This is a genomic window from Paraburkholderia sp. 35.1 (assembly GCF_050436525.1).
Taxonomy (GTDB): domain Bacteria; phylum Pseudomonadota; class Gammaproteobacteria; order Burkholderiales; family Burkholderiaceae; genus Paraburkholderia; species Paraburkholderia tuberum.
Genome location: NZ_JBNDMJ010000003.1, coordinates 27373 through 53167 on the forward strand (window position 1 = coordinate 27373; position 25795 = coordinate 53167).

A 25795-nucleotide genomic window follows, 5' to 3' on the forward strand; every position below is an offset into this window, starting at 1 on the left:
CGATGAAGCGGCGCGCGCCGCTCAATGCGCGCGCGTGCTCGGGGCGGGCGTCGCGGGTTTGGCCAACTGCTCGACGAGAAATTCGACGAAAGCTCGCACGCGCGAGGTCAGGTAGCGCGCGTGCGGATAAAGCAGGATGAATGGCCGCGTGCGTCCGCCCGCTTCGCGCAACACCTCCACGAGCCGACCTCCGCGCAGGTCGTCCTCCACGACGAAGCGATACGTCTGAAACAGGCCCGCGCCGGCACGCGCGAGCGTCACGCCGGCGAGCGCATCGCCCGACGTTCCATAGCTTCCAGTCGTCAGCACGTCGCCATCTTCAGGCGAACCCTCGAAGGTCCAGGCGAGATGACGCCCGCTGCTCGGCAGTTCGAACTGGATGCACTCGTGCGCCCGCAGGTCCTCGACGGTTTTCGGCATGCCCGCGCGCTTCAGATAGGCGGGCGTCGCCACCACGACCATTTCCGCGTCTTCGAGCTTGCGCGCGACGAGGTTTGAATCGGCCGGCGCGCGTCCGCGTATCGCGAGATCGAAACCTTCGTCCGCGAAATCGATGTTGCGGTTGCTCAGATGCGTCTCGACCCGGACTTGCGGATAGCGCTCGCGAAACGCCGGCAGCAGCGGCAACACGCGATAGTGCCCATACGGCGTCGGCATGCTGATCCGCAGCACGCCGGCCGGCGTGGTCTGCTCGCCCGTTACTTCGCGCTCGGCATCCATCAGTTGCGACAGCGCTTGCCGGCACTGCTCGAAGTAGCGCCGCCCCGCGTCGGTCAGACGGATCTGGCGCGTAGTGCGCACGAACAGGCGCACGCCGAGCCGTTCCTCGAGCCGCGCCACCGAGCGGCTCACCGCCGCCGGTGTGACACTCGCGGCGTTGGCCGCCAGCGTGAAGCTACCCAGCTCCGCCGCGAGACAGAAGAGCTCGATGCTGCCCAGCAGGAGATCGTCGAATTTGCGTTGCATGCCTGTCCGCCTTTGTTTTGTTGGCTTGAGAACCCGTCGATCGCGGCCGCGCTGGACCGAATGCATGGGTGCGGAACTGAGGCTGGAAGCTAATCGGACATCGGCCCGCGCATGCCCCACGCGTGCCGATGTGTTCCATCTGTGCGATGGTATTGAAGCTGGACTGCTAGTTCCACACCGATTGCAGCCGCTCGATACTTTCTCGCGTTTCGCGTTCCAGTCGCGCCATCAGTTCGCCGGCAGGCAACGAACGCGCAAGGGGCGCGGCCTGGCCCGCCCATTGCGCGTCGTAGCCGAATTCACCCTTGGCCTTGGCGGCTGCATTGAGCGCCTTGCCCGCGTCATAGGTGATCGGATAGGACGGCGTGCGCGGGGCTTGCGGGTCCTCGCCGAGCGCGGTGAAGCGATTGACGATGCTGCGCGCGAGCCGCCCCGAAATGGCCGACGTGAACGTCGTCGAGCGCGCCGCATCGCTGAGCAGCGCGCGGCGATAGCCGTCGTCGATCGAGGTTTCCGGGCACGCGACGAACGCCGTGCCCAATTGCGCAGCCTGCGCGCCCAGCGCGAGCGCGGCCGCGATGCCGGCGCCGTCCATGATGCCGCCCGCCGCGATCACGGGCAGGTCGAACTCGCTCGCGAGCAGGCGCGTCAGCGCGAACGTGCCGAGGCGTTCGTCGCGCCCGGTCGTGTCGAACACGCCGCGATGACCGCCCGCTTCGATGCCCTGCGCGACGATCGCATCGACACCCGCCTCGACGGCCGCCGCCGCTTCGTCGAGATTCGTCGCGCTCGCCAGCAAACGGATGCCCGCGTGCTTCAGTTGCGCGATCACCGCATCGGGCGGCAAGCCGAAATGGAAGCTCACGACGGCCGGCTTCTCCGCGAGCAGCATCGCCTGCATCGCGGTGTCGACGACGAAGCTCGTGTAGATCTCGCAGAGCGCTTGCGGCGGCGTCGCGCCGTATTGCCGGAACACCGGTTCGAGCCAGTCGAGCCATGCACGCTCGACGGCCGCATCGGGTGTCGCCGGGCGATGGCAGAACACGTTGATGTTGAAAGGCTTCGTCGTTAGCTCGCGAGTCTGATGGATCGCGCGGCGCGCGTTCTCCGCGTTCATCGCGGCAACGCCGAGCGAGCCGAGGCCGCCCGCGTTCGACACCGCGGCGGCCAGCGCCGGCGTGGTGACGCCGGCCATGGGCGCCTGAATGATCGGCTTGTCGATGCCGAGCGTGCGCAGTAACGCGCGATTATCCGCTTGTGTGCTCATGTTCCCTTCCCACCGGATGCGTTAAACGATTCTATGTGCCTGCCAGCTTGCCAGCATGTCAGGCCCCAGCGCGGCGGTGCGCCCAGCCCGCGAGGCCGCCGCAAGCGATCAGCAGCGCGCCGGTCACGAAGAACACCGCGTGCAGCCCGAGATGAACGCCGATCACGCCGCCGATCACCGGTCCCACCACCTGGCCGCTGAATTGCGCCGATTGCAGATAACCAAGCATGCGGCCGGTCCTGCTTTCATCCACCGATTGCCGCGCCAGCTTGCCGATCGAGGGCAACAGGCCCGCGAGCGTCATCCCCATCAGCACGCGCAAAGCCGCGAGCTGCCACCAGTGCGTGACGAAGGCTTGCGGCACCATCGCCAGCCCCGTGAGCACGAGGCAGACAACGATCACGCGCCAGCTCCCGAACCGGTCGGCCAGCGCGCCGAGGCGCGCGGCCGTCAGCATGCTTCCGAGCGCCGAGCATGCCATAACCACGCCGGCCACGCGCGCAAGATGCGTGGCATTCACGCCAAGGCCGCCGACATACACGGTGATGATCGGCTCGATCGACATGTTGGCGAGCAGCACCATCATCGCGGTCACGAGGAACGCGGCCACCACCGCGTAATTGGTGCGTCGGGCGGGCGCGTCGGCGCTGCCGCGCGCATGAGCTTTCGCGTCGCTATCCGGGTGAAACTCTTCCTTCACCACGAAGATGGTGAGCAGCGCCGCCGCCGCGATCATCGCGCCGCCCGCGAAGAACGTGCCGCGAATGCCGATCCAGTCTGGCAGCACGCCGCCGACGAGCGGCCCGACCAGATTGCCCGCGAGCGCGCCCGTCGAAAGTATGCCGAGCGCCCAACCCGCGCGCTCGCGCGGCGCCTGGGTGCCCACCATCACCGTGGGAAGCCGATGCATAGCCGCCCACCAGACCTGCGATCAGACGCAGCGCGACCAGTTCGTAGACATTGTGCGCCACGCCGATCAACGACATCACCAGGGCCATACCGATCGCCGCGCGAACAAGCATGGGTTTGCGGCCGAAACGGTCGGCCAGACGCCCCCACAGTGGCGCGGTAAGAGCGGTGCCGAGGAAGGTCGCGCCGAAGGCGATGCCCGACCACTGGATCACCGCGGACGGCGAGCTGACGCCGAGTTGCCGCACGTAAAGCGGCAGGAACGGCAGCAGCATGCTGAGGCTCACGAGCGTCGTGAACGAGCCGATCACGCAGACGACCAGATTGCGCCGCCAGTACTGGAGGTTGCGCTCGGCGTAGCCGCGTGGCCGCGCGTCGCGCTGCAGGTGCGTCGGCACGAGCGCCGCCGGTGAAGAGGAAACCGTGGCATTCATTTCACGCTCCGTGCGGAAAACAGATCGACGGCGAGTGCGAGCAGAAGCGCCACCGCGCCAATCGCGTAGAGCACCAGATAATTGCCGCCGCTTGAAGAGAACACGAACGAAAGACCGTAGGCCGCCAGCGCCTGCATCACGGCGAAGCTCGTCGTTGCGCGGCTCCATGCGCCCTTGACGGCGGACGGATGGTGCGCGAGCAACTCGTTCACGCGGCCGAGCGCCAGCGGCACGATACCCGGCGTGAATGCGCCCACGACAAAGGCGGAGACCATCAGCCCCGCCGACCCGAACAAGCCCGCGGCGGGAATCGCGACCGCAACGGCCTGCACCAGATACGCGACGCGCAGCGCGCGGCCGAAACCCGCGCGATCGGCGAGATGCCCCGCCGCGAGCGGCCCGACGATCGCGCCGAGGCCGTACAGCACCCAGAATTCGGCGCCCGCATCGACGCCGCGGCCAAGCCCGCGCGCGACGAAATCGACGAGGAACAGCATGTGCGGCACGAGCCCCACCGCGTTCAGACCATACTCGGCATAGAGCGCGCGCAGGCCGGCACGAGGATAGGCCGGCGCTGTTTCGAAGCGCGAACGCGCAGCGGCGTGCGCGGGTGCGGTGTGCTCGGGCCAGCCGTTCCACGCGACGGCGGTCAGCGCGAGCGAAACGGCCGCGAGCCCGAGCCAGGTCCACGTGAGCCCCTGACGCAACAGAATCGGCACGATCGTGCCCGAGGCCGCGATGCCGAGCCCGATCCCCGTGAAGATGCCACCGCTCGCGAAGCCCCGGCGCGCCGCCGGCACGTGCGCGAGGATCGTGGGTGCGGCGAGCACCATCAACGCGCCGCCCGAGACCCCCGAGGCCAGGCGCCAGATGAAAAACCACAGGAACGACACGGGCACCGCGCAGGCCACGAAGGCGATGGTCGCGAGCAGCATCATCGCGCGCAGCACGGTGGCGGGTTTCGCCACGCGTACCATTGCGCCCGCCAGCAGTGCGCCGGCCAGATAGCCGCCGAGGTTCGCCGCGCCGAGATAGGCCGCGCTCGAGGCGGGAAACCAGTGCGCGCCGATGATAGCCGGCAAAAGCGGCGTATAGGCAAAGCGCGCGAGACCGATGCCGATCAGGCTCGCGCTGGCCCCGGCGAGCGTGCCCCGCCAGACGTTGTAGCCGGCCGGAGCGGCCGGATTCGAGATGGCTTGCTGCATGACGACTCCCATGGACCGGTGCTGTTAAGCACCCGATGAATATGGGAGCCAGTCTAGAACGACTCGTATCGCGGGAGAATCACCGCACTGCGTAAGTCATTCTTCCGCGCGGCGATCGAATCAGCGTCGATCGGCGTCGGTGATTTGCTGAGCCCGCTCGAAATACTCGCGCAGCAGCGGCGTGGCGAAATCGACGAAACCGCGCACCTTCGGCACCGCAAGGCGCCCGTGCGGCGTCACCAGGTTGACGGGCAACGGCGCATGCTCGCTGTCGCGCAGCACGATTTTCAGCGCGCCGGCCTTGACCTGCTCGGCCACGTGATAGGAGAAAAGCCGCGTGACGCCATGCCCGGCCACGGCCGAAGACAGCGCAGCGCGAATCGTGTTGACGATGAAGCGCGGCGTGAACCGGACGACCTGCGGCAGCGCCGTTAGACGGGCCGCCGGAAAGCTCCACGAATCGAGCCCGAAATGCGTCATCGAGATGATCGGATGGCTGGCCAGATCGGCGGGGACATCGATGGCCGGGTGCGTGGCGAGATAGTCGGGCGAAGCGACCACCACCCGCCTCACCTCGCCCACCGGAATGGCGACGAGCGTGGAGTCCTGTAGATGAGCGATGCGCAACGCCACGTCGATGCCCTCGTCGACGAGGCTCACGGGCCGGTCGAGCAGGTGCAGGCGGATCGACGCCTGGGGATGGCGATCGAGAAACGAATCGACAATCGGGCGCAGCACCTCCTCGCCCACCGCCACCGCCGCCGTCACGCCTAGCAGTCCGCGCGGCGCGGAGCGCTCGTCGGCTGCGAGCAGGTCCGCCTCCTCCAGATCCGCGAGGATGCGCCGGCACGCCAGCGCATAGCGCTCGCCCGCCTCGCTGAGCCGGATCGTGCGCGTGGTGCGGTGTAGCAGCGGCGTGCCCGTGTGCGTCTCCAGAAACGCGATGGCCCGGCTCACAGCCGCGGGCGAGCGGCCCAGCCGACGGCCTGCGCCCGCCAGACTGCCCTCGTCGAGCGTGGCGACGAATACCTTCATGGCGTCGATACGGTCCATCGCGTGTTTGAGCTTGAGATTGGGCCTAGGTGGCGCCGCAGTCTTTTAGGGCGGTGAGTTCCGGCACGATCTTAGCGGAATACGAGAAGCGACAGCGTGGCATGCACGGCTGCACAATCGTAAGACTGAATGTGGCGCTAGTGCGGCGCTTGGCATACCCTGAAGAAGTTGTTCAGCAGATCCTGGTACGCTCCGCTGCCGCTAGCGGGCTGGGTACGTCAAATGTCGCGAGCACCCATTCGGGTGCGAAGGTGCGCGAGCGCTTTCCTGCAGACTGGCGCGCGCTTCAGCCGGACCTTCGCCGCAACAAAAAGGCGCGCCCGTGACAGCGCGCCATCCTCGCGTGTCAGTCGATGGTCAGCCGCTTGCGATCGCCCGACGCCTTTTTCGGCAAGCTGAGCGACAGCACGCCATCCCTGTACTCGGCTTCGCGTTCGCCTCGTCGACCTCGCCGCCGAGCGCGAACGAGCGGCTGAAGGTGCCGGCGTAGCACTCGCGGCGGATCACCCGCCGCGACGACGCGTCGTTGATCCACGTCAAGCGTGCCCGCCCGACCCGTCACGCGCAAAACCTGAAAAACCCGCTATGCAGCAGCACGGGCCTGGCGCCGAGCTCGTCGAGCAGACGCCGGGCGGCCTGTTCGATCTGGGAACGGTGCGCGAGGAACGCCTGGAGCAGATCGTCTTCCCGCAGCGAGCGCGCGCCGAAATGGTCTTCGAGCGCCTCGGCCGTGATCGCGCACTGCACGGGCCGATCGTCGACGAGCGCCGCAAACGCCAGCACCAGATCGCGGGCGCAGTATTCGGGCATGCAGGACGGAAAGGAAATGTGCATGGTGACGCCCCCCACGGGCATGAAGTGCCGCATCGGCGGAGGCGAGGTAGCGGACCCGCCGCGACGTCTCCAGCTTAATCACGCAATCCACGGCGGATTTGACGTGCGTCAAGGCGGAGTCGCGCACGGTCCGCGGTGGCCCCGTTTGCCGCGGCGCTGTCAGCGCGAATGGTTATTCGCCCGTGCGCGTCACGGAGCCCGCAGCGGCGTCGCTGCGTCGCGCGGCGGCGTCGATCGTCTGCCGCAACGCCTTCAGTTCAGCGTGCAGGCGCACGATTTCATCGTTCAGATGCTTGATATCCCGATGCATCTCGCGTCGCAACGCCCTCTCTTCCTTGCCGATGAACGCCGCGGCGATGCTCGCGAAGACCAGCGACAACATGCCGTAGCCGAGCAGCACGACAAATGCCGCGAACACACGCGATGCGGGCGTCGTCGGCGCGATGTCGCCATAGCCCACCGTCGCGCTGCTTTCGAACGCAAGCCACAGCCCTTCGGAGTACGAGTGCACGTGTGGTTCGAGCCAGTAAAATCCGGCGCCGGCCATCGCGAGCACGAGCGCGCCGGCGAGCAGCAGCCACATCAACCGGTTCGGCGTGACGAATTCGCGCAGCGACAGCACGATGCGCAACGCGACGACACCCATGAACGACAGCCGCAGCAGCCATTCGACGGGCTGCCACGGCGGCGTTCCGAAACCGGTGCTGAGCGCCGCGCCCAACGCGATGAGCAGGTCGAGCCAGTTGTTCGCGAGCAGCGTCTTCGGCCGTCTGCTCAGATGGGCAAGCCAGGTGAACGACAACGCGAAGCCGGCGAACATGCCGACGTATAGTGTCCGCGACAGGCTCAGCGCCAGCGGCGTGGGCACCGTCAGTTCGACGTAGAACGCGGGGATCGCGCAAAAGCTCAGCGCGCACAGCCCCCAGCGCAGGTGGCGCCATGCCCGCACGGCGCGCGGACCGTCGTGCGCGCTCGCACCGCCCAATCCGTAGCCGCCGAGGCCGTGGTCGATCATGTGGTCCGTCATCGCGCGAATGGCTTCCGGCCTGTCGGGTTTCGCGCGATATCGTCGTGGTGCCGCAAACGCACCGAGGCCGCGCGATCATCGTTGCAGGCTAACCGACCCGCGGCTGTCAGCCTTGATGCAGATCAGTGCTGGTGCAAGGCGTGCGCGATCAGCCTGTCAGAGCGGGTGCAGCACCGTTTGCGCGACGCCGGCCGCCACACACAGCACGACGACCGCAAGCGGGGGCACCTTCCAGCGCAGCAACAGCAAAAAGCCGATGCACGCCACGGCGAAATCCGTCGCCGACAGGACCGCGCTCGTCCACACCGGCGAATAAAGCGCGGCGGCCAGCAGGCCGACCACCGCGGCATTGACGCCGGCAAGCGCCGCCGCCATCGCCGCACGCGCGCGCAGCGCCTGCCACCACGGCAATGCGGCGAGAACGAGCAGCAGACCCGGCAGAAAGATGCCCACCGTCGCCAGCAGTGCGCCGCTCCAGTGTCTGGGTGGCAGCGCCATCATCCAGCCGAGAAACGCCGCGAACGTGAACAGCGGTCCGGGTACGGCCTGGGCCGCGCCATAGCCGGCCAGGAAGTCGTTGGGCGCGACCCATCCGGTCGCGACGGTTGCCCGCTGCAACAACGGCAGCACCACGTGGCCGCCTCCGAACACGAGCGCGCCGGAGCGATAGAACGCATCGAACACGCGGATGCCTTGCGAGGTCCCGCTTGCCGCCCATAGCGGCAACGCGAACAGCAATGCGCAGAAGACCACTAGCGCGACGATGCCTGCCGTGCGCGACACCTGAAAATCGCCGGCCCGCCGAGGAATGGCGCGTGGCGCTTGCACCGCCGTGGTCCGGTACAGCGCGACACCGAGCACGGCGCCGGCGCCGATCACGATCAGTTGGGCGTAGACGGTGCCAGGCACGCTGAGCAATCCGAGCGATGCGAGCGCGATCGCCGCGCGGCGGCGATCCGGACACAGACGCCGCGCCATGTCCCAGACGGCCTGCGCGACGACGGCCACCGCGACGAGCTTCAGGCCGTGAATCACGCCCGTGCCGAGCGCGCCGCCCAGGTCCGGCGCGATCGCGGCAAAGGCCAGCATCACGAGTACCGACGGCAGCGTGAAGCCGCACCAGGCCGCTAGCCCCCCACCCCACCCGGCCCGCAGCAGCCCGATCGAAAACCCCGCCTGGCTGCTCGCGGGTCCCGGCAGAAATTGGCACAGGCCGATCAGGTCGGTGAAGGCTTCATCGTCGAGCCAGCGGCGCCGCTCGACGAACTCGCGCCGGAAGTAGCCGATGTGAGCGATCGGACCGCCGAAACTGGTCAGCCCGAGTTTCAGAAAGACGATGAAAACCTCGCTCACGCGCGTGAGCCGTGAGCGGCGCGGCGACGACAAATCAGTTTCCATGGATGTGCGGGTTCGAGCGCTGCCGATGTCGAGAGCCGGCGGGCAAGGCGCCGTCGGCGGGCCTCGTGTTTGACGACGCACAGTATAGAGGCCTACGGCGCGACCACGCGCCGCACCCGCGCTTGATCTGGGTCAATCGTGCCCCTTGCTTCCCGCCACACACTGGTCGCGACATCCAGAACACTGTTCGAGTCATGCGCGCAGCCGCGCCGCCGATGGTTGGATATCGGCAGTCGCGGTGTGCCCTTCCCATATCACTCATTCAAGCCAGCGAGGAGACTATGTCCACTGTCGCCATCAACCATCAAGCGCCGGAAACGGCGGCCCCGCCGCTTCTGACGGACACGGCCATCGACGGCATGGCCGCCTACGAAGCGCTCGTCAACGAAGCGCGCAGCGACCGGACCGGCTTCTGGGCGCGGCTCGCGCGCGAGCATCTGAGCTGGCACCGGCCCTTCACCAAGGTACTCGACGAATCGAACGCACCGTTCTTCAAATGGTTCGACGACGGTCTGTTGAACGCGTCGTACAACTGCCTCGATCGTCATCTGCACGACGGCAATGCCAACAAGACCGCGATCATTTTCGAGGCCGACGACGGCAGCGTGACGACCATCACCTACCGGCAACTGCATGCGCGCGTGTGCCGCCTCGCGAACGCGCTGCGCGCGCGCGGCATCGCGTGTGGGGACCGCGTGATGATCTATCTGCCGATGTCGATCGAAGGCGTCGTCGCGATGCAGGCCTGCGCGCGCATCGGCGCGCTGCATTCGGTCGTGTTCGGCGGCTTCTCGGCGAAGTCGCTGCATGAACGGATGGTCGATGTCGGCGCCGTCGCCGTCATTACCGCCGACGAGCAGATGCGCGGCGGCAAGAACCTGCCGTTGAAATCCGTTGTCGACGAAGCGCTGAAGATGGCAGGCACCGACGGCATCCATACCGTGATCGTCTATCGGCGCACGGGCGGCTCGATCCTGTGGGACGAACCGCGCGACTGCTGGCTGCACGAACTCGAAGCGGCCCAACCCGACACCTGCGAGCCCGAATGGGTCGGTGCCGAGCATCCGCTGTTCGTGCTGTACACGTCCGGTTCGACCGGCACGCCGAAGGGCGTGCAGCACAGTACGGCGGGCTATCTGCTGTGGGCCGCCGTCACGATGAAGTGGACCTTCGACCTCCGCGCGGACGACGTGTACTGGTGCACGGCCGACATCGGCTGGATCACGGGGCACAGCTACATCTGCTATGGCCCGACCGCGGTCGGCGCGACCCAGGTGATTTTCGAGGGCGTGCCGACGTGGCCGGACGCGGGACGGTTCTGGGAGATGATCGCGCGGCACAAGGTCAGCATCTTCTATACGGCGCCCACCGCGATCCGCTCGCTGATCAAGGCCGCCGAGACGGACAGCGGCGTGCATCCGCGCCGCTTCGACCTCGACTCGTTGCGTTTGCTCGGCACCGTCGGCGAGCCGATCAATCCGAGCGCGTGGGAGTGGTTTGCGCGCGAAGTGGGCGGCGGGCGCTGTCCGGTGCTCGACACCTTCTGGCAAACCGAAACGGGCGGCCACATGATCACGCCGCTGCCGGGCGCAACACCGCTCGTCGCGGGATCGTGCACGTTGCCGCTGCCTGGCATCGAGGCGGCGATCGTCGACGAAACCGGTTGCGAGTTGCCGCACGGCCAGGCAGGTCTGCTGGTCATCAAGCAGCCGTGGCCGTCGATGCTGCGCACGATCTGGGGCAATCCGCAGCGGTTCCGCAGCGGCTACTACCCCGCGGACCTGGGCGGCAAGCTCTATCTGGCCGGCGACGGCGCGATCCGCGATGCGCAAACCGGCTACTTCACGATCACCGGCCGCATCGACGACGTGCTGAACGTGTCCGGCCACCGCATGGGCACGATGGAAATCGAATCGGCGCTCGCCGCGCATCCGCTGGTGGCGGAGGCCGCGGTCGTCGGCAGGCCCGACGAGACCATCGGCGAAGCCATCGTCGCGTTCGTCGTGCTCAAGGGCCCACGCCCGCAAGGCACGGAAGCAAGGCGGCTCGCCGATCAGCTGCGCGCGTGGGTCGGCAAGGAAATCGGGCCGATCGCCAAGCCGAAGGAAATCCGCTTCGGCGACAGCATGCCGAAGACGCGCTCCGGCAAGGTCGTGCGGCGTCTGCTGCGTTCGGTCGCGAAGGGAGAAACGCTCGCGCAGGACATGTCCACCGTCGAGAACCCCGCCGTGCTGCGGCAGTTCGGCCACCACGAGTAAGCCCCCCCGGATCGATTCAGGAGACTTCACGATGAAACCCACCGCACCCAACCCCGCATCGCTCGGCCTTGCGGCTTTCGCGATGACCACGTGGCTGCTCAGCATGATCAACGCAGGCTGGTTCAGCGGCGGCTCGCTCGGTCTCGTGCTCGCCGTCGCGTTCGCGTTCGGCGGCAGCATGCAGATCGTTGCCGGACTGATGGAGATTCCGCGCGGCAACACGTTCGGCGCCACCGCGTTTCTGAGCTATGGCGCGTTCTGGTGGTCGTTCGGGCTGTTTGCGTTGTTCCTGCACGAGCAGGTGCCGGCCGCGTTCGTCGGCTGGTATCTGCTGTTGTGGGGCGTCTTCACGTTCTATATGTGGATCGCGACGTTCCGCTCATCGCGCGCGCTGCAGTGCGTGTTCGTCGCGCTGTGGGCAACCTTCTTTCTGCTCGCGGCCGGCGAATGGCTCGGTTCGGCCACACTGCGGCACGCGGGAGGCTATGGCGGACTGCTGACCGCGCTGCTGGCGTTCTATCTGTCGGCGGCGGAGATCATCAACGAGTCGTTGGGCCGCACCGTGCTGCCAGTCGGCGCGAAACCCGGGCTCGTCAAAATGGAAACGGTCGGCGCCGCGGTGGTGACGCGCTTTGCGGAGTGACTGATTGCGCGCATTCGGCGCTTCACCAAGCCCGTCGCGAATCCGGCATGCGCGGCGGGTTTTGTCGTCTGGCCGTGCTCATTCAGGCGCGCAGTTCGCGCTCGATCGTGCAACGGGGCGCCATCCCATGCCCCTTGGCTTTGCCACGTCCCCGGGACGGATACCACTTGTGGCACGCACACGTCCCAGCATGATGCCGATCACCGTTTCGATCTGCCTCGCCTAAGCGGTACGGCTTTCGTTCTCACCGAGCTTGCTGGTCATCGGGGTTCCCTGCCGCTTGCGTCGCGGCCGCGCGTTCGTGCGTCGCCCGTTCGACGAGCGCGCGAATGCGCCCGCTCAGACTGTCGCGCAGCGTGTCGTCGAGCGGCTTGCGCAGCCACGCCGCGGGGGCCGCGTCGGTGTGCGCGTCGTCCGCCGAGCTGAGCTTGTCGCGCACCCACGTCGTCACCTCCGGCGCAACGCCGTCGAACACGCCGGCGGCGAGCGCCGCGAGCAGCGCGATCTGATCGGCGACGCGCAACGCGTTGAAACGCGGCTGCGTGAGCAGCGCGCGAATCCGCTTGCCCCGCTCGATCTGCGCGTTGACGCGTGCGTCCGCGAGACCGCCGAAGCGGCTGAACATCTCCAGTTCGAGAAACTGCGCGTAGTCGAGCCGCAAGCGGCCCGCGACGTCGCGCAGCGCCGCATGCTGCGCCTTGCCGCCGACCCGGCTCACGCTCAGGCCGACATCCACGGCGGGCCGCTGGTTCGCGGCGAACAGCGCGGCGTCGAGCACGATCTGTCCGTCCGTGATCGAGATCAGGTTGGTCGGAATGTAGGCCGACAGATTGCCGGCGTCGGTCTCGGCGATCGGCAGCGCGGTCAGCGAACCGCCGCCGAGCGCGGGCGACAGTTTCGCCGCGCGCTCGAGCAGTCTCGCGTGCAGATAGAAGATATCGCCGGGATACGCTTCGCGTCCGGGCGGCTCGCGCGTGAGCAGCGCGAGTTCGCGATGCGTCGCCGCGTGCTTGGTCAGGTCGTCGATCACGATCAACGCGTGCTGGCCGCGATCGCGAAAGAACTCGGCGATCGACACACCCGCGAACGGCGCGATCCATTGCAGTCCGGGCGGCGCGGCCGCCGAGGCGACAACGAAGATGCAGCGCTCGAACGCGCCATGCTCGCGCACGGCGTCGATCACCCGCTGTACCGCCGTCGCGCGCTGCCCGACGGCGACATACACGCAGATCACGTCGCTGTGCTTCTGATTGACGATCGCCTCGACGGCGAGCGAGGTCTTGCCCGTCGCGCGATCGCCGATGATCAGTTCGCGCTGCCCTCGCCCGATCGCGAACAGCGCGTCGACGACGAGCACGCCCGTCTGCAGCGGCTCGCTGACGAAGTCCCGCTCGATGATCGCGGGCGCCGCGCGCTCGACAGGCAAACGCGTGACGGCACCGAGTGCCTCGCCGTCATCGAGCGGCCGACCGAGCGGATCGACGACGCGGCCGAGCAGCGCGTCGCCGACCGGCACGTCGAGCACGCTGCCGGTCCCCACGACGCGCATGCCGGCCCGCACCGCGTCGCCGCTATCGAGCAGCACGACGCTCGCGCTCGCCACGTCGAGCGAATGAATGAAGCCGCGCACGCCGCATTCGAGTTCGACGACCTCGTCGAGCGCGGCGTCGGGCAGACCCGACACGAACGCGATGCCATCGGCGATCTGTTCGACGCGGCCGATGCTCGCCGCCCGCGGTTCGAGCGCGACGCGCGCGAGCGCGGCGCGTTTGCGCGCGAGCCACGCGTCGGCGGTGTCAGCGCGCGTGGCCATCGTCGCGAAGCAGTTCACCGTGAATCTGGTCGAGCTGATCGCGCCAGCTATTGCGCACCACGGCGTGCGCGCCCGACAGTTCGAGCCCCGCAAGCAGCGTGCGGTCGATGTCGGTATCGAATTCGAGGCGCTGTGCGAAGGCGGCCGCGAGCGCCGTTTCGCACGCGGCGCGCTCGTCCGGCGTCAACGCGCGCGGCGCGCTAACATGCAGCGGCACATCCCCGGCAAGCGCGGCGCGCGCGCCGGGCGACAGCCGGCGCACGCCGTCCGCGAGTCCGTCGATGAACCCGGCGACGCGCAGGTCCTCGGGCGACCGGTCGAGCAACCGGTCGAGCAGCTTGCCCGCGATGTCGACGGCGAGCTGCGCGGCCGCCGCCGACGCGGCTTCGGCCTCGCCCGCGCGCTCGCGCTGCCGGTCCGCGGCCGCCTGGGCGCGCAGCCGCTCGGCCTCGTCGCGCGCGGCGTCGAGCAGCGCCGCGTGCTGTGTGCGCGCGTCGGCCTCGATCGTCGCGAACGCCTGCGCGCGCTGCGCGGCGAGTTGCTCTCGTTCGGCCCGCAGCGCCTCGCGTTCGGCCTGCGCCGCGAGCTTCGCGGCGTTCGCGTCGCCCGTCAGCGCATTCGCGCTCGCCTGTCGCTCCGCGATGATCTTCGCGACCGGACGGAACAGAAAGCGCGCGAGCAGCCAGACCAGAATCAGCGCGTTGAGCGTCTGCAGCGCGAGCGTCGACCAGTCGATTTTCATCGCGCGCCCTACTTGACGAACGGGTTGGCGAACAGCAACAGCAGCGCGACCACGAGGCAATAGATCGCCATCGTCTCGATCATCGCGAGCCCGACGAACAGCGTGCGCGACAGCGTGCCCGCCGCATCGGGCTGCCGCGCGATCGCGTCCATCGCGGCGGCGACCGCGCGGCCCTCGGCGAGCGCGGGCCCGATCGCGCCGAACGCCACAGCGAGCGCGGCGGCGGCGATGCTGACGATTTCGATGAGGTTCATGCCGGTCCTTTCTGATTGTCGTGAACGGCGGCGCGCGACTCGCCGACGGCGGCGCCGATGAATACCATCGCGAGCACCGCGAAAATGTAGGCCTGCACCGCGCCGGTCAGCAGATCGAGCGCCATCAACGGAATCGGCACGAGCAGCCCGGCCAGCGACAGCACGATGCCTACCACGAAGACGCCGCTCATCACGTTGCCGAACAGGCGCACCACCAGCGAAAACGTGCGCGTGATCTGCTCGACGACGTTCAGCGGAATCATCACCCAGGCCGGTTCGGCGAACGTCGCGAGATAGCCGCGCCAGCCGCGCGAGCGCACGCCGCACACGAGCGTCGCGGCGAGCACGACGAGCGCGAGCGCGGCATCCGTTTCCAGGTGCGCGGTGGGCGGCTCGACGCCCGGAATCAGCGACGACCAGTTCGCGATCAGCACGAACAGGAACAACGTGCCGATCAGCGCGCGATACGGCGCGGGCTCGGTCTGCATCGTGTCGCGGATTTGCGCGTCGAGCGTGCCGACCAGCAGTTCGAGCGCGGTCTGCGTGCGCGACGGCAGGATGGACAGCTTGCGCGTGAGCCACAGCGAGACGACCGTCATGACCGCCATGATCACCCACGTGACGACCACGGGCGTGGTGATCACGAGCGGACCGAGGCGTACGAGCGGCTCGGTGACGAGCGGCGAATGAATCACGACGTCGCTCGCCGCATGCCGAGCGCCACACCGCGCGCCCACAGGAAACCGCCGATGCCGCCGAGCAACGCGAACGCGCCCGCTTTCGCCAGCAGGACGAATAAAGCGGCCGTCAGCGCGAGCCGCGCCAGTTGCAGCGCGAAGGCGCGCAGCACGCGCCCTCGTGCGAAGTACGCGACGTTCCAGCGCAGCGTCGCGAAGTGCAGCGCACCGCTCAGCAAGCCGACCGCCATTCCCGTGGCGGCAAGCGCGAACGTGTCGGTGAAATGAAACGTGGTGGCGTCAATCACGATCTCTCCTTTGCTGTCGATGCATCCAGCGCCATGCGGACCATAGGCCGATGCCCGCGCCGATCATCAGAAGCGGCGCCGCAAAAAACACCCGCGTACCGGCGATGCGGTCGAGCCAGCGCCCGAGCGCGAGGCAAAGCAGGATCGGCAGCACGATCGTCCAGCCGAGAATGCCGATCTGGCCGAGTCGCGCGCCCAGCGACGGCTCCGGATTCGCGCGCCCGGTCCGCTCGCGGCTCGCCGCGCGCTGCGCGGCTTGCGCGACGCGATCAGCGGGTTCGCCTGGTTCGTCGCGTTTGCCATCCGTTTTCCCGTTTGCCTTGCCGGCAGCAGGCCGCATCGTCATCCCGGTTCTCCACGTGTGGCTTGCGGGCGCAGATAGCGCAGCATCTGGCGCACGGCCTGCGCGTGCAGACGCGTCTGCTCCACGCGCGCGCGCCGCATCGCGTCGAGCTGCGCGGCACGCGCGCGGCGCACGTCCGCTTCGAGCGCTTCAAGCGAGTCGCCCTGCACCGCTTCGCGGCACGCAAGCGAGACGGCCGTGCCGTGCGACACGATCAGCACGCCACCATCGACGGCACAGTAATGCTCGCCGCCATCCGCCGTGCGCCAGCGCACCACCGATGCGCTCAACAGCGTGACCATGTCCGCATGCCCCACGCGCACGCCAAAAGCACCGCTTTCATCCTCGGCGCGCAACGACACGACCGGCAAGCCGTCGACCATGAGGCGCGCCGGTGTCGCGATCGTCAGAGACAGGCCATGCCGCGGCATCGCAGACTCCTCGTCACGCCGCGACGGCGCTCGCGGCCGCCGACCTGCCGCGGGCTTCGTTGTCGCGCGCCTCGTCCAGCGCGCCGACCATGTACAGCGATCGCTCCTGCCAGTCGTCGCACTCCCCGGCGAGAATCGCCTTGCAGCCGACGATCGTCTCGGCGAGCGCGACCGTTCTGCCGGGCTGTCCGGAGAACGCCTCGGTGACCGCGAACGGCTGCGTCAGAAAGCGCTGCAGACGGCGCGCGCGCTGCACGGCGCGCCGGTCGTCGATGCCGAGTTCCTCGATACCGAGCAACGCGATCACGTCCTGCAGCTCACGCTGATGTTCGAGTAGGCGTCGCACCTCGTTGGCGAGCGCCGCGTGCTCCGCGCCGACGACGAGCGGATCGAGCAGGATCGACGACGACGCGAGCGGATCGATCGCCGGATACATGCCCTCGGCGGCGAGCGCGCGCGACAGCACGATCATGCTGTCGACGTGCGAGGCGATCGTCGTCACGGCGGGGTCGGTGAAGTCGTCGGCGGGTACGTAGACGGCCTCGATCGCCGTGACCGCAGCGTTGCCCACCGACACGATCCGCTCCTGCAACGCTGCTACCTCGCTCGCGAGCGTCGGCTGATAGCCGACCCGCGACGGCATTCGCCCGAGCAGCCCCGACACTTCCGCCCCCGCCTGCACGAAGCGAAACACGTTGTCCATCAGCAGCAGCACGTTCTGGCCGCGCTCGTCGCGGAAGTACTCGGCGATCGTCAGCGCGGTGAGCGGCACCCGCCAGCGCGCGCCAGGCGGTTCGTTCATCTGTCCGTAGACGAGCACGGCGCGCGGCAACACGCCCGAGCCGCGCATGTCCGACAGCATTTCGTGCCCCTCGCGGGAACGCTCGCCGACGCCGGCGAACACCGACATGCCGCCATAGCGCGCGGCCATCGCGTGAATCAGCTCCATCACGAGCACCGTCTTGCCGACGCCCGCGCCGCCGAACATCGCGGCCTTGCCGCCATGCGCGAGCGGCGTCAGCAGGTCGACGATCTTGATGCCGGTCTCGAACAGCCGCGTGGCGCCGCGCTGCGCCGCGAGCGGCGGCGGGGCGCGATGGATCGGCCTGCGTTCCACGGTCTCGGGCGCGGGCTCGCCGCCGTCGCGCATCACACCGGCGACGTCGAGCAGTCTGCCGAGCACCGCGTCGCCGACCGGCACCTCGATGGGGCCCGCGCCGACCCGCACGACGGCGCCGCGCGCGAGGCCCGCGGTGGCCTGCAACGCCAGCGCGCGCACCGTGCGCTCGCTGGTGTGCGCCTGCGCTTCCGCGAGGATCGAGGTCCCGTCCGGCCGCGTGATCCACAGCGCGGTATCGACTGGCGGCAGTTCGTGCGTGTCGAACTGGACATCGACGACCGCGCCGCGCACGGTGCTCACGCGCCCGCTTGCGGCGACCGTAGTCGTAGGCGGCGCGGTGTTTTGACGGGCTGCGCTCTCTGCAATTGGCACCTGGCGCTCCAACGATCAGTTGCAAACCCCTTCACGCTGACGAAACGTCCAGCATCAAATCGGGACCGTCTATGACGCTTCGATCAACACCTTCAGCGCGCGCGTGCTCGACGCGCGGGAGAACGTTTCGTAAGCCGAAAGAATATCGTCGAGCCGGAAGCGATGCGTGATCAGACGCGTGGGATCGATCCGCCCCGCCTTGACTGTCTTCATCAGCATCGGTGTACTGACGGTATCGACGAGACGCGTCGTGATCGCGATGTTGCGATCCCACAGTTTTTCCAGATGCAGATCACACTTGACGCCGTGCACGCCGATGTTCGCGATCGTTCCACCCGGTGCGACCAGCTGCTGGCAAAGCTCGAACGTCGGCGCAATGCCGACCGCCTCGATCACGCAGTCGGCGCCTACCGATTCGGTCAGCTTCAGCACTTGCGCGACCGCATCGGCACGCGCGTTGTCGATGCAAGCGGTCGCGCCGAAGCGTTGCGCGACCTCGAGCCGGTTCGCGTCGGGATCGATCATGATGATCTGCGCCGGCGAGTAGAACTGCGCGGTCAACAGCGCAGCGAGACCGATCGGCCCGGCGCCGACGATCGCCACGGTGCAGCCCGGCTGAACCTTGCCGTTGAGCACGCCGCACTCGAAGCCGGTCGGCAGAATGTCGGACAGCATCACGAGCGCCTCTTCGTCGAGGCCAGCCGGAATGCGGTACAGACTGCTCTGCGCATGCGGAATGCGCACATATTCGGCCTGCGTGCCGTCGATCCGGTTACCGAGAATCCAGCCGCCCGTCGTGCAATGCGAATACATGCCGCGCCGGCAGTAGTCGCAGCGGCCGCACGAGGTGATGCACGAGATCAGCACGTGATCGCCGGCCGCGAGCCCGCTCACCGCCTCGCCGACCTGATGCACGACACCGACGCCTTCGTGGCCGAGAATGCGGCCCGGCTCGCAGGTCGGCACGTCGCCTTTGAGAATGTGCAGATCGGTGCCGCAGATCGTCGTGCGGGCGACTTTGACGATTGCATCGGTGGGCGCCGTGAGTTCGGGTATCGGCCGTTCGTCGAGCGACTTTTCGCCGGGACCGTGATAAACGAGTGCTTTCATGACGGACTTCTCCTATGGCCGGAATGAAACACGATGCGTGGCGGCAAACGTGTTCGCGCCTGAACCTGGTCGTGTCATGCGTCGGCTAGCGCCGGCGGGAACGTAATGCGTCACGCGCTTGCATCATGAGCCCCGGCGTGGCGGGCGGCTTGATCTGGGTCAAGCACTACGAAAACAACGCCGACGCGTCGATGTCGGCCATTTTCTCGAGTTCTTGCAGATAGAGGCTTGGAAAGGGGCCCGCGCCTGCCTGCACATCGGCCGCGAAGAAGCTGCACGCGCGAGCACCTCGGTCACGTCGCCGAAGTCGGAGATGATGGCCGCGCGCGAGCTGGGCGCGCGGCGGAACCAGAGTGGCGTCGGATTGCTCGACCTGATCGGCTCGGATGATCGCCCAAAAAAATCGAAGACATCGCTATATCACGGCATACGGTTTGCCGATATTGGAGGTTGCGGGGACGCATGCGCCGCGAGCAGCTGCTGATGACGTGCTTCGGTCGCGTCGTCGGCGGGGAACATGCATTCGATGCGCAATTCCTGCGCGGCCACGTTTTGCGGTGTGCCCACGGTCGTGACCATCGAGAAATAGCGCAGCACCACGCCCTCGCTGATGAAGCCGAGCGGAACCATCGGCAGCGTCGCGGGTGTCATGGACGAGCCATGATGCGTCTTCCAGTCGCGCGGCACGTCGGGATACGCAAGCAGTTCATCGAGTAGACGCTTCGTGTTGGCGCCGATTACATGACCGACCGACTCGCGATACACGCGTTGCAGCAGACTTCGCGCGACCTCCTGCCAATCGGCGACGAACGGACGCATGCCATGTGGATCGAAGATCAGATGCAGCATGTTGCGCGGGCCTTCGCGCGCGGTCATGTCGATGAAGCAGTTGAAGAAGCGCGGGGCCGCGTCGTTGGTCATCAGCACGTCCCAGTCGCGGTCCATCACGAGCGCCGGAAACGGCTCATGCTGACGCACGACCCGTTCGAGCGCGCGCACCACGCCGTGCATTTCCTGCGCATTCCACGGTGCTTCCGAATAAATCGGTGCATAACCCGCGGCAAGCAGCAGCGCGTTGCGCTCGCGCAGCGGCACGTCGAGGGTCTGCGCGAGCGTCAGCAGCGTGTCGCGGCCCGGCACGCTGCGCCCGCTTTCGATGAAGCTGATCTGCCGCTGCGAGATGCCGGCCTCGAGCGACAGATCGAGCTGACTCACGCCACGCACGTCACGCCAATAGCGCAACAGACCGCCGAGATCGCCCGGCTGCACTTTCGGATCGTGACTCGTGACGTTCATGGTGTTGCCCTCCTGTTGATGCCTGAACGGGATCGCTTCAGCGCGCGGGCGCGTGCCACGCGAATTCGGCGAACTGCGCTTCGAGCGGCGGCTCGGTCACGCTGCCGGTGTAGTTCGTGATCGTCGACGCGGCGACCGCCGCAACCACCTCGAGAATCTGCTCCGCGCTGAAACCTGCCGCGAGGAAGCGTTGCCGGTCCTCATCGTCGAGGCGGCCGCGTTTTTCGATCAGCGTGCGCGCGAGCGTCGACAGCGCCGCGAGCCTCGTGTCGTCGGGCACGCCGCCGTGGCGGATCGCCTCGACATCGGCGCGACGCAGGCCCGCGTTCAAGCCGAGCGCGGTATGAAACGCAACCGCCCATTCGCTCGCGTTCGTCACGGCGTTGGTGAGCAGCAGCGTCTGGATCTCCGGTTCGGTCAGACTGCTCGCATGCACGCGCTCGAACAGGCCGATGAAGCCGTTGATCAGCACCGGTGAAGCCGCCATCTTGGCCGCGATGTTCGGAATCAGGCCGAACGCCTGTTGCAGTTTGCGGAGCACGGGTTTCGATTGCTCGGGAGCGGACTCGATCGTGTGAACGGGATAGCTGGACATGGTATCTCCTTGACTTTGCGCCATCGGAGCGACGGCGCGGTAGTCGAAGAGTAGAGGCAGCCGCGCGGCTCGCCAATTACATCGGATGTCATCGCCATGCACGATCGGCTCTTCGATCGGCTCTTCGGAAACGCCGACCATCACGAGCTTGCCGTTCAGGCCGAGACCGCCGAGCGTCGCGGTCATCGCCTTGCCGCTCGTCACCGTGGCCAGTATCAGCTTCGCGCCGCCCAGTGCCTGCAGCTTCTCGGCGAGTTCAACATGTGACGCAACTCGGTGCAAGGCTGGCCCTCCGGCACCTCGGCCGATTCGCAGGACACGCTTGCGTTCAGCGCGCTCACCGGTGTCAAGCCGATGATCGAAGAGTATCCGCCGGCGCAGAAGCAGTGACGAGGCGAAGAAAAAGCGCGCTTGCCGGCATCCCGGCAAGCGCGCTCGATGACTTCGCAAATCCACCGTCAAAAACTGCGTCGACGTGGCAAAGAACCACTCGCCAGCACTGGCTGGATCAAGCCAGATCGAAACGATCCAGATTCATCACCTTGACCCACGCGGCAACGAAGTCGCGCACGAACTTCTCCTTGCCGTCCTCGCTCGCGTAGACCTCGCCCAAGGCGCGCAGCACCGAGTTCGAGCCGAACACCAGATCGACGCGCGTACCGGTCCACTTGACCTCGCCGCTCTTCGTGTCGGCACCTTCGAACGTTTCCGCGGCCTCCGACACCGGCGTCCATTCCGTACCCATGTCGAGCAGGTTACGGAAGAAGTCGTTGGACAGCGTTTCCGGCTTGCTCGTCAGCACACCTTCGCTGCCAGCGCCCACCTTCAGCACGCGCAGGCCGCCGATCAGCACCGTCATCTCGGGCGCGGTCAACGTCAGCAGTTGCGCCTTGTCGATCAGCAGCTTCTCCGCCGCCACCGGGAACTTGCCGCCCAGATAGTTGCGGAAGCCGTCGTGGACCGGCTCCAGCACCGCGATCGCCTGGACGTCGGTCTGCTCCTGCGACGCATCCATGCGACCCGGCGAGAACGGCACCGTCACCTGCTGCCCGGCGTTCTTCGCGGCCTGCTCGATACCGGCGCCACCCGCCAGCACGATCAGGTCGGCAAGCGAAATCTTCTTGCCGCCGGACTGCGCACCGTTGAACTCGCTCTGGATGCCTTCGAGCACCTTCAGCACCTTCGCGAGCTCAGCGGGCTGGTTGACGGCCCAGTCCTTCTGCGGTGCGAGCCGGATGCGCGCGCCGTTGGCGCCGCCGCGCTTGTCCGAGCCGCGGAACGTCGAGGCCGAGGCCCACGCGGTCGTGACCAGCTGCGACACCGACAGCCCCGACGCGAGGACCTTCTGCTTCAGCGCCGCGACGTCCTTGTCGTCGACGAGCGGGTGATCGACGGCCGGAATCGGGTCCTGCCACAGCAGTTGCTCAGACGGCACTTCCGGGCCAAGATAGCGGGCGCGCGGACCCATGTCGCGGTGCGTCAGCTTGAACCACGCGCGCGCGAACGCGTCGGCGAACTCGTCGGGGTTGGCCATGAAGCGCCGCGAGATCTTTTCGTAGATCGGGTCGAGGCGGAGCGACAGGTCGGTCGTCAGCATCGTCGGCAGCACTTTCTTCGACGGGTCGTGCGCGTGCGGATACGTGGCCTGCGCGTCCTTCGCGACCCACTGGTTCGCACCCGCCGGGCTCTTCGTCAGCTCCCACTCGTGGCCGAACAGGCTCTGGAAGTAGCTCATGTCCCACTGCGTCGGCGTCGCGGTCCACGTGACTTCGATACCGCTCGTGATCGTGTCGCCGCCCCTGCCGGTGCCGAAGCTGTTGCGCCAGCCGAGCCCCTGGGCCTCGAGACCGGCACTTTCCGGTTCCGGACCGACGTTATCGGCCGGCGCCGCGCCGTGCGTCTTGCCGAACGTGTGGCCGCCGGCGATCAGCGCGACCGTTTCCTCGTCGTTCATCGCCATGCGGCCGAACGTTTCGCGGATGTCGACAGCCGCGGCGAGCGGATCGGGATTGCCGTCCGGGCCTTCCGGATTCACGTAGATCAGGCCCATCTGCACCGCGCCGAGCGGGTTTTCGAGGTTGCGGCCGGGCGGATCGGTACGGCTCTTTTCGGTGCCGTGCAGCTCCTCGTCGGCGACCAGCACGCCTTCGTCGTCTTCCCTGCCGGCCGCTCCCTTGCCGTAGCGCACGTCGCCGCCGAGCCAGGTTTTTTCATTGCCCCAGTAGACGTCCTGATCCGGTTCCCATGTGTCCGCGCGGCCGCCGCCGAAACCAAAAGTCTTGAAGCCCATCGTTTCGAGCGCGACGTTGCCGGTCAGGATCAGCAGGTCGGCCCACGAAATTTTCTGGCCGTATTTCTGCTTGATCGGCCATAGCAGCCGGCGAGCCTTGTCGAGGCTCACGTTGTCCGGCCAGCTATTGAGCGGCGCGAAACGCTGCTGGCCGCGCCCTGCGCCGCCGCGGCCGTCGCCGATGCGGTACGTGCCGGCGGCATGCCACGCCATACGGATAAACAGCGGACCGTAGTGGCCGAAATCCGCGGGCCACCAGGGCTGCGAATCGGTCATCAGCGCGGCGAGGTCTTTCTTGACCGCGGCGTAGTCGAGGCTCTTGAATGCCTCGGCATAGTTGAAGTCTTTGTCTAGCGGATTGGAGCGGTTCGAATGCTGGTTGAGCAGGTCGAGGCGCAATTGCTTCGGCCACCAGTCCCGATTGGTCGTCCCGCCGCCGGCGGTATGGATGAACGGGCACTTTGCTTCGTTTGACATGCGTTCTCTCCTTTGGAGGATGTCTCCGTTGTCGATCGGAGTCGGTGCCTGGGTACTTTCTCCAATCCCATGCAAGGTACTTGTTATGCGTTTGTCATCGTGTCAGGCTTGCGTGGCAATTTGACGACCCGAAAACCCGACAGTCAGCCGAATGGCTCGGCAGTGCACTCATGAAATCCAGGGTCGAGGGCAACGCAGCCGATGTCCGTAACGGCTGACTCCGGTCGGCGCTCCACTCCTATTCGAATATAGGCGAGGACCAAGTTCAATAGAATTCGAATACGGCAATGCCACTAATAGACGGCGACTATAGCGGGCGGAAAACGAGCGCCGCCCTGCATCACTATATGCCGATCGATCGTCACCGCGTCGAAGCTTGAGCGCACCCGGCTGTTTTGCGCCAGGCGCAGCCGACTGTGTGATAGGGTTTCGCGTTTCGTCCACAACAGAGTGGGCACTGCTTTCTTTTCAGGCAAGCGCTTCTGACAGCACCTGAGCGGAGCAGAATGACGCCAACCGGCGTGCGCCCGAGGAGTGTCCCGAACCGTGTCCAAAGCCGTGCCGAAAGCTGCCCCGAACGCTGAGCTCGCCACCGTCCAGCCCGTCGAATCGCTCGTCGTGCCGGAACTGCTCGATGGCCGCGACGGCACCAATCGCGGCGCGGCGGAAAACTCGCAGCTATCGGCGCGCAACGACCTCGACGCCGTCCGCGCCTGGCTGTCCAATTACGCGGACACCAAGACCACCTTCGACAACTACCGCAAGGAAGCGGAGCGGCTGCTGCTGTGGGCCGTCGTGCAGCTCGGCAAGCCGCTGTCGTCGCTGACGCACGAGGATCTGCTGCTGTTCAAGGCGTTCATCGCCGATCCGCAGCCGGCCGCGCGCTGGGTGTCGGCGAACGGCGGCAAGTACGCGCGCGGCGACGCACGCTGGCGGCCGTTCAACGGGCCGCTGTCGCCGGCCAGCCAGCGCCAGGCGCTGATCATCCTGAACGCGATGTTCACGTGGCTCGTCAATGCCGGCTATCTGCGCGGCAATCCGATGGCGCTCCTGCGACAACGCGCGAAGCGCTCGGCGCCGCGCGTGACGCGCTATCTGTCGACCTCGCTGTGGGACGAAGTGAAGCTGTTCGTCGAGCAGCTGCCGCAAGATACCGATGCGCAACGCGCGTACTACGCGCGTTGCCGCTGGCTGACCACGCTGTTCTATTTGCAGGGCATGCGCATTTCCGAGGTGGCCGGCGGGCAGATGGGCCAGTTCTTCAGAAGGCTCGGCGCCGATGGTCAGGACCAGTGGTGGCTCGAGACGCTCGGCAAGGGCGACAAGGAGCGGATCGTGCCGGTGTCGGCCGAACTGGTTCAGGAGCTGCGCGGCTACCGCACGCTCAATGGCCTCGCCGCGCTGCCGACCCGCGCCGAGGAAACGCCGCTCGTGCTGCCGTTCAAGGGCCGCAACCGCTGCCTGTCGCGCTCGGCGATTCACGACGCGATCAAGAGCATCTTCGCGGGCGCGGCCATGTGGCTGCGTGCGCGCGGTCCCGAATTCGCCGATCGCGCCGACGAGCTCGAGCGCGCGTCGGCGCACTGGCTGCGGCATACGGCCGGTTCGCATCAGGCGGACGGCGGCGTCGATCTGCGCACGATCCGCGACAACCTCGGCCACGTTTCGCTGAATACGACCAGTCTTTACCTCCACACCGAGGACGACGCGCGGCATACCGAGACCGTTAATCGACACCGGATGAACTGGGACGACGCGAAGTCTGAAGACGGCAATGCGGGCGGCAATTAGGCGCGGATCGGGTGGGTGAAACGCGCCGGAATTTTTGCGTTATTTCTTTCTATTTCCCGGTTGGATCAATTCATCAGGCGATGCGCGCCGGGCACGCGTTTGCGCCTGCGCGTTTACCCGCTCGTTTCCGAGGTCGTCGATTCATATCTCAAGAATGCAAAACGCCGACCGTTAAACGGGCG

The 25795-nt window shown here is 67.2% G+C and carries 22 protein-coding genes and 4 pseudogenes; 4 read left to right on the forward strand and 22 right to left on the reverse strand.

The window, feature by feature from the left end:
* Nucleotides 1-21: 21 nt before the first annotated feature.
* From OKW27_RS20170 to chrA, 9 genes and pseudogenes are all read right to left on the reverse strand, one after another.
* A complete protein-coding gene (locus OKW27_RS20170; RefSeq protein ID WP_429334661.1) occupies nt 22-966 on the reverse strand; it encodes a LysR substrate-binding domain-containing protein in 945 nt (314 codons plus the stop codon).
* A gap of 166 nt (nt 967-1132) precedes the next feature.
* Nucleotides 1133-2233, reverse strand: a complete 1101-nt coding sequence (locus OKW27_RS20175; RefSeq protein ID WP_429334662.1) for an NAD(P)H-dependent flavin oxidoreductase — start codon at nt 2231-2233, stop codon at nt 1133-1135.
* 58 nt (nt 2234-2291) lie between these two features.
* Nucleotides 2292-3576, reverse strand: a pseudogene (locus OKW27_RS20180) (MFS transporter).
* Complete coding sequence (locus OKW27_RS20185) at nt 3573-4781, reverse strand: YbfB/YjiJ family MFS transporter (protein ID WP_429334663.1); 1209 nt, start codon at nt 4779-4781, stop codon at nt 3573-3575. The pseudogene OKW27_RS20180 and the gene OKW27_RS20185 overlap by 4 nt, the downstream one beginning before the upstream one ends.
* A 120-nt stretch (nt 4782-4901) precedes the next feature.
* On the reverse strand, nt 4902-5834 hold the full coding sequence (locus tag OKW27_RS20190; RefSeq protein ID WP_184043413.1) for a LysR family transcriptional regulator: 933 nt from the start codon (nt 5832-5834) through the stop codon (nt 4902-4904).
* 346 nt (nt 5835-6180) lie between these two features.
* Nucleotides 6181-6344, reverse strand: a pseudogene (locus tag OKW27_RS20195) (Hsp20/alpha crystallin family protein); the annotation flags it as partial.
* 48 nt (nt 6345-6392) lie between these two features.
* Entirely contained in the window at nt 6393-6668 is a 276-nt protein-coding gene (locus OKW27_RS20200) for a DUF1488 domain-containing protein (RefSeq protein ID WP_429334664.1), read from the reverse strand.
* A gap of 172 nt (nt 6669-6840) precedes the next feature.
* Nucleotides 6841-7695 (reverse strand): potassium channel family protein, encoded by an 855-nt coding sequence (locus OKW27_RS20205; RefSeq protein WP_429334665.1) that lies wholly within the window; start codon nt 7693-7695, stop codon nt 6841-6843.
* 156 nt (nt 7696-7851) lie between these two features.
* Nucleotides 7852-9093: a chromate efflux transporter gene (gene chrA / locus OKW27_RS20210; RefSeq protein ID WP_429334666.1), complete on the reverse strand. Its 1242-nt coding sequence runs from the start codon at nt 9091-9093 to the stop codon at nt 7852-7854.
* Between the two features lie 359 nt (nt 9094-9452).
* On the opposite strand from chrA, the gene acs reads away from it, so the two are divergent.
* A complete protein-coding gene (acs, locus tag OKW27_RS20215) occupies nt 9453-11351 on the forward strand; it encodes an acetate--CoA ligase (RefSeq protein ID WP_429336575.1) in 1899 nt (632 codons plus the stop codon).
* 31 nt (nt 11352-11382) lie between these two features.
* Entirely contained in the window at nt 11383-11994 is a 612-nt protein-coding gene (locus OKW27_RS20220; protein ID WP_429334667.1) for an acetate uptake transporter, read from the forward strand.
* 244 nt (nt 11995-12238) lie between these two features.
* Here the strand turns inward: OKW27_RS20220 and OKW27_RS20225 are convergent, their stop codons facing one another.
* The 12 genes and pseudogenes from OKW27_RS20225 to OKW27_RS20280 form a co-directional block, all read right to left on the reverse strand.
* On the reverse strand, nt 12239-13807 hold the full coding sequence (locus OKW27_RS20225; RefSeq protein WP_429336576.1) for a F0F1 ATP synthase subunit alpha: 1569 nt from the start codon (nt 13805-13807) through the stop codon (nt 12239-12241).
* On the reverse strand, nt 13791-14549 hold the full coding sequence (locus tag OKW27_RS20230; RefSeq protein WP_429334668.1) for a F0F1 ATP synthase subunit B: 759 nt from the start codon (nt 14547-14549) through the stop codon (nt 13791-13793). Before OKW27_RS20230 ends, OKW27_RS20225 begins: the two co-directional genes overlap by 17 nt.
* An 8-nt stretch (nt 14550-14557) precedes the next feature.
* A complete protein-coding gene (locus OKW27_RS20235; protein ID WP_090805166.1) occupies nt 14558-14803 on the reverse strand; it encodes a F0F1 ATP synthase subunit C in 246 nt (81 codons plus the stop codon).
* Nucleotides 14800-15498, reverse strand: a complete 699-nt coding sequence (locus tag OKW27_RS20240; RefSeq protein WP_090805797.1) for a F0F1 ATP synthase subunit A — start codon at nt 15496-15498, stop codon at nt 14800-14802. The genes OKW27_RS20235 and OKW27_RS20240 overlap by 4 nt, the downstream gene beginning before the upstream one ends.
* Entirely contained in the window at nt 15495-15788 is a 294-nt protein-coding gene (locus OKW27_RS20245) for an ATP synthase subunit I (protein ID WP_244144802.1), read from the reverse strand. The genes OKW27_RS20240 and OKW27_RS20245 overlap by 4 nt, the downstream gene beginning before the upstream one ends.
* Nucleotides 15781-16134: an AtpZ/AtpI family protein gene (locus OKW27_RS20250; protein WP_409259876.1), complete on the reverse strand. Its 354-nt coding sequence runs from the start codon at nt 16132-16134 to the stop codon at nt 15781-15783. The genes OKW27_RS20245 and OKW27_RS20250 overlap by 8 nt, the downstream gene beginning before the upstream one ends.
* On the reverse strand, nt 16131-16562 hold the full coding sequence (locus tag OKW27_RS20255; RefSeq protein WP_429334669.1) for a F0F1 ATP synthase subunit epsilon: 432 nt from the start codon (nt 16560-16562) through the stop codon (nt 16131-16133). The genes OKW27_RS20250 and OKW27_RS20255 overlap by 4 nt, the downstream gene beginning before the upstream one ends.
* 13 nt (nt 16563-16575) lie before the next feature.
* On the reverse strand, nt 16576-18048 hold the full coding sequence (gene atpD / locus OKW27_RS20260) for a F0F1 ATP synthase subunit beta (RefSeq protein WP_429336577.1): 1473 nt from the start codon (nt 18046-18048) through the stop codon (nt 16576-16578).
* Nucleotides 18049-18123: 75 nt separating this feature from the next.
* Nucleotides 18124-19164, reverse strand: coding sequence for a zinc-dependent alcohol dehydrogenase family protein (locus OKW27_RS20265; RefSeq protein ID WP_429334670.1), 1041 nt, complete (start codon nt 19162-19164; stop codon nt 18124-18126).
* A gap of 420 nt (nt 19165-19584) precedes the next feature.
* Nucleotides 19585-20460: a helix-turn-helix domain-containing protein gene (locus tag OKW27_RS20270; protein WP_090805174.1), complete on the reverse strand. Its 876-nt coding sequence runs from the start codon at nt 20458-20460 to the stop codon at nt 19585-19587.
* A gap of 37 nt (nt 20461-20497) precedes the next feature.
* On the reverse strand, nt 20498-21055 hold the full coding sequence (locus OKW27_RS20275; RefSeq protein WP_187612778.1) for a carboxymuconolactone decarboxylase family protein: 558 nt from the start codon (nt 21053-21055) through the stop codon (nt 20498-20500).
* 102 nt (nt 21056-21157) lie between these two features.
* Nucleotides 21158-21313, reverse strand: a pseudogene (locus OKW27_RS20280) (alcohol dehydrogenase); the annotation flags it as partial.
* 9 nt (nt 21314-21322) lie between these two features.
* Between OKW27_RS20280 and OKW27_RS20285 the strand changes: the two are divergent.
* A pseudogene (locus OKW27_RS20285) lies at nt 21323-21427 on the forward strand (alcohol dehydrogenase); the annotation flags it as partial.
* Between the two features lie 136 nt (nt 21428-21563).
* Here OKW27_RS20285 and katG read toward each other — a convergent pair.
* Nucleotides 21564-23822 (reverse strand): catalase/peroxidase HPI, encoded by a 2259-nt coding sequence (gene katG, locus OKW27_RS20290; protein ID WP_429334671.1) that lies wholly within the window; start codon nt 23820-23822, stop codon nt 21564-21566.
* Between the two features lie 546 nt (nt 23823-24368).
* Between katG and OKW27_RS20295 the strand changes: the two genes are divergently transcribed.
* Nucleotides 24369-25613, forward strand: coding sequence for a tyrosine-type recombinase/integrase (locus OKW27_RS20295; protein ID WP_429334672.1), 1245 nt, complete (start codon nt 24369-24371; stop codon nt 25611-25613).
* Nucleotides 25614-25795 lie beyond the last annotated feature (182 nt).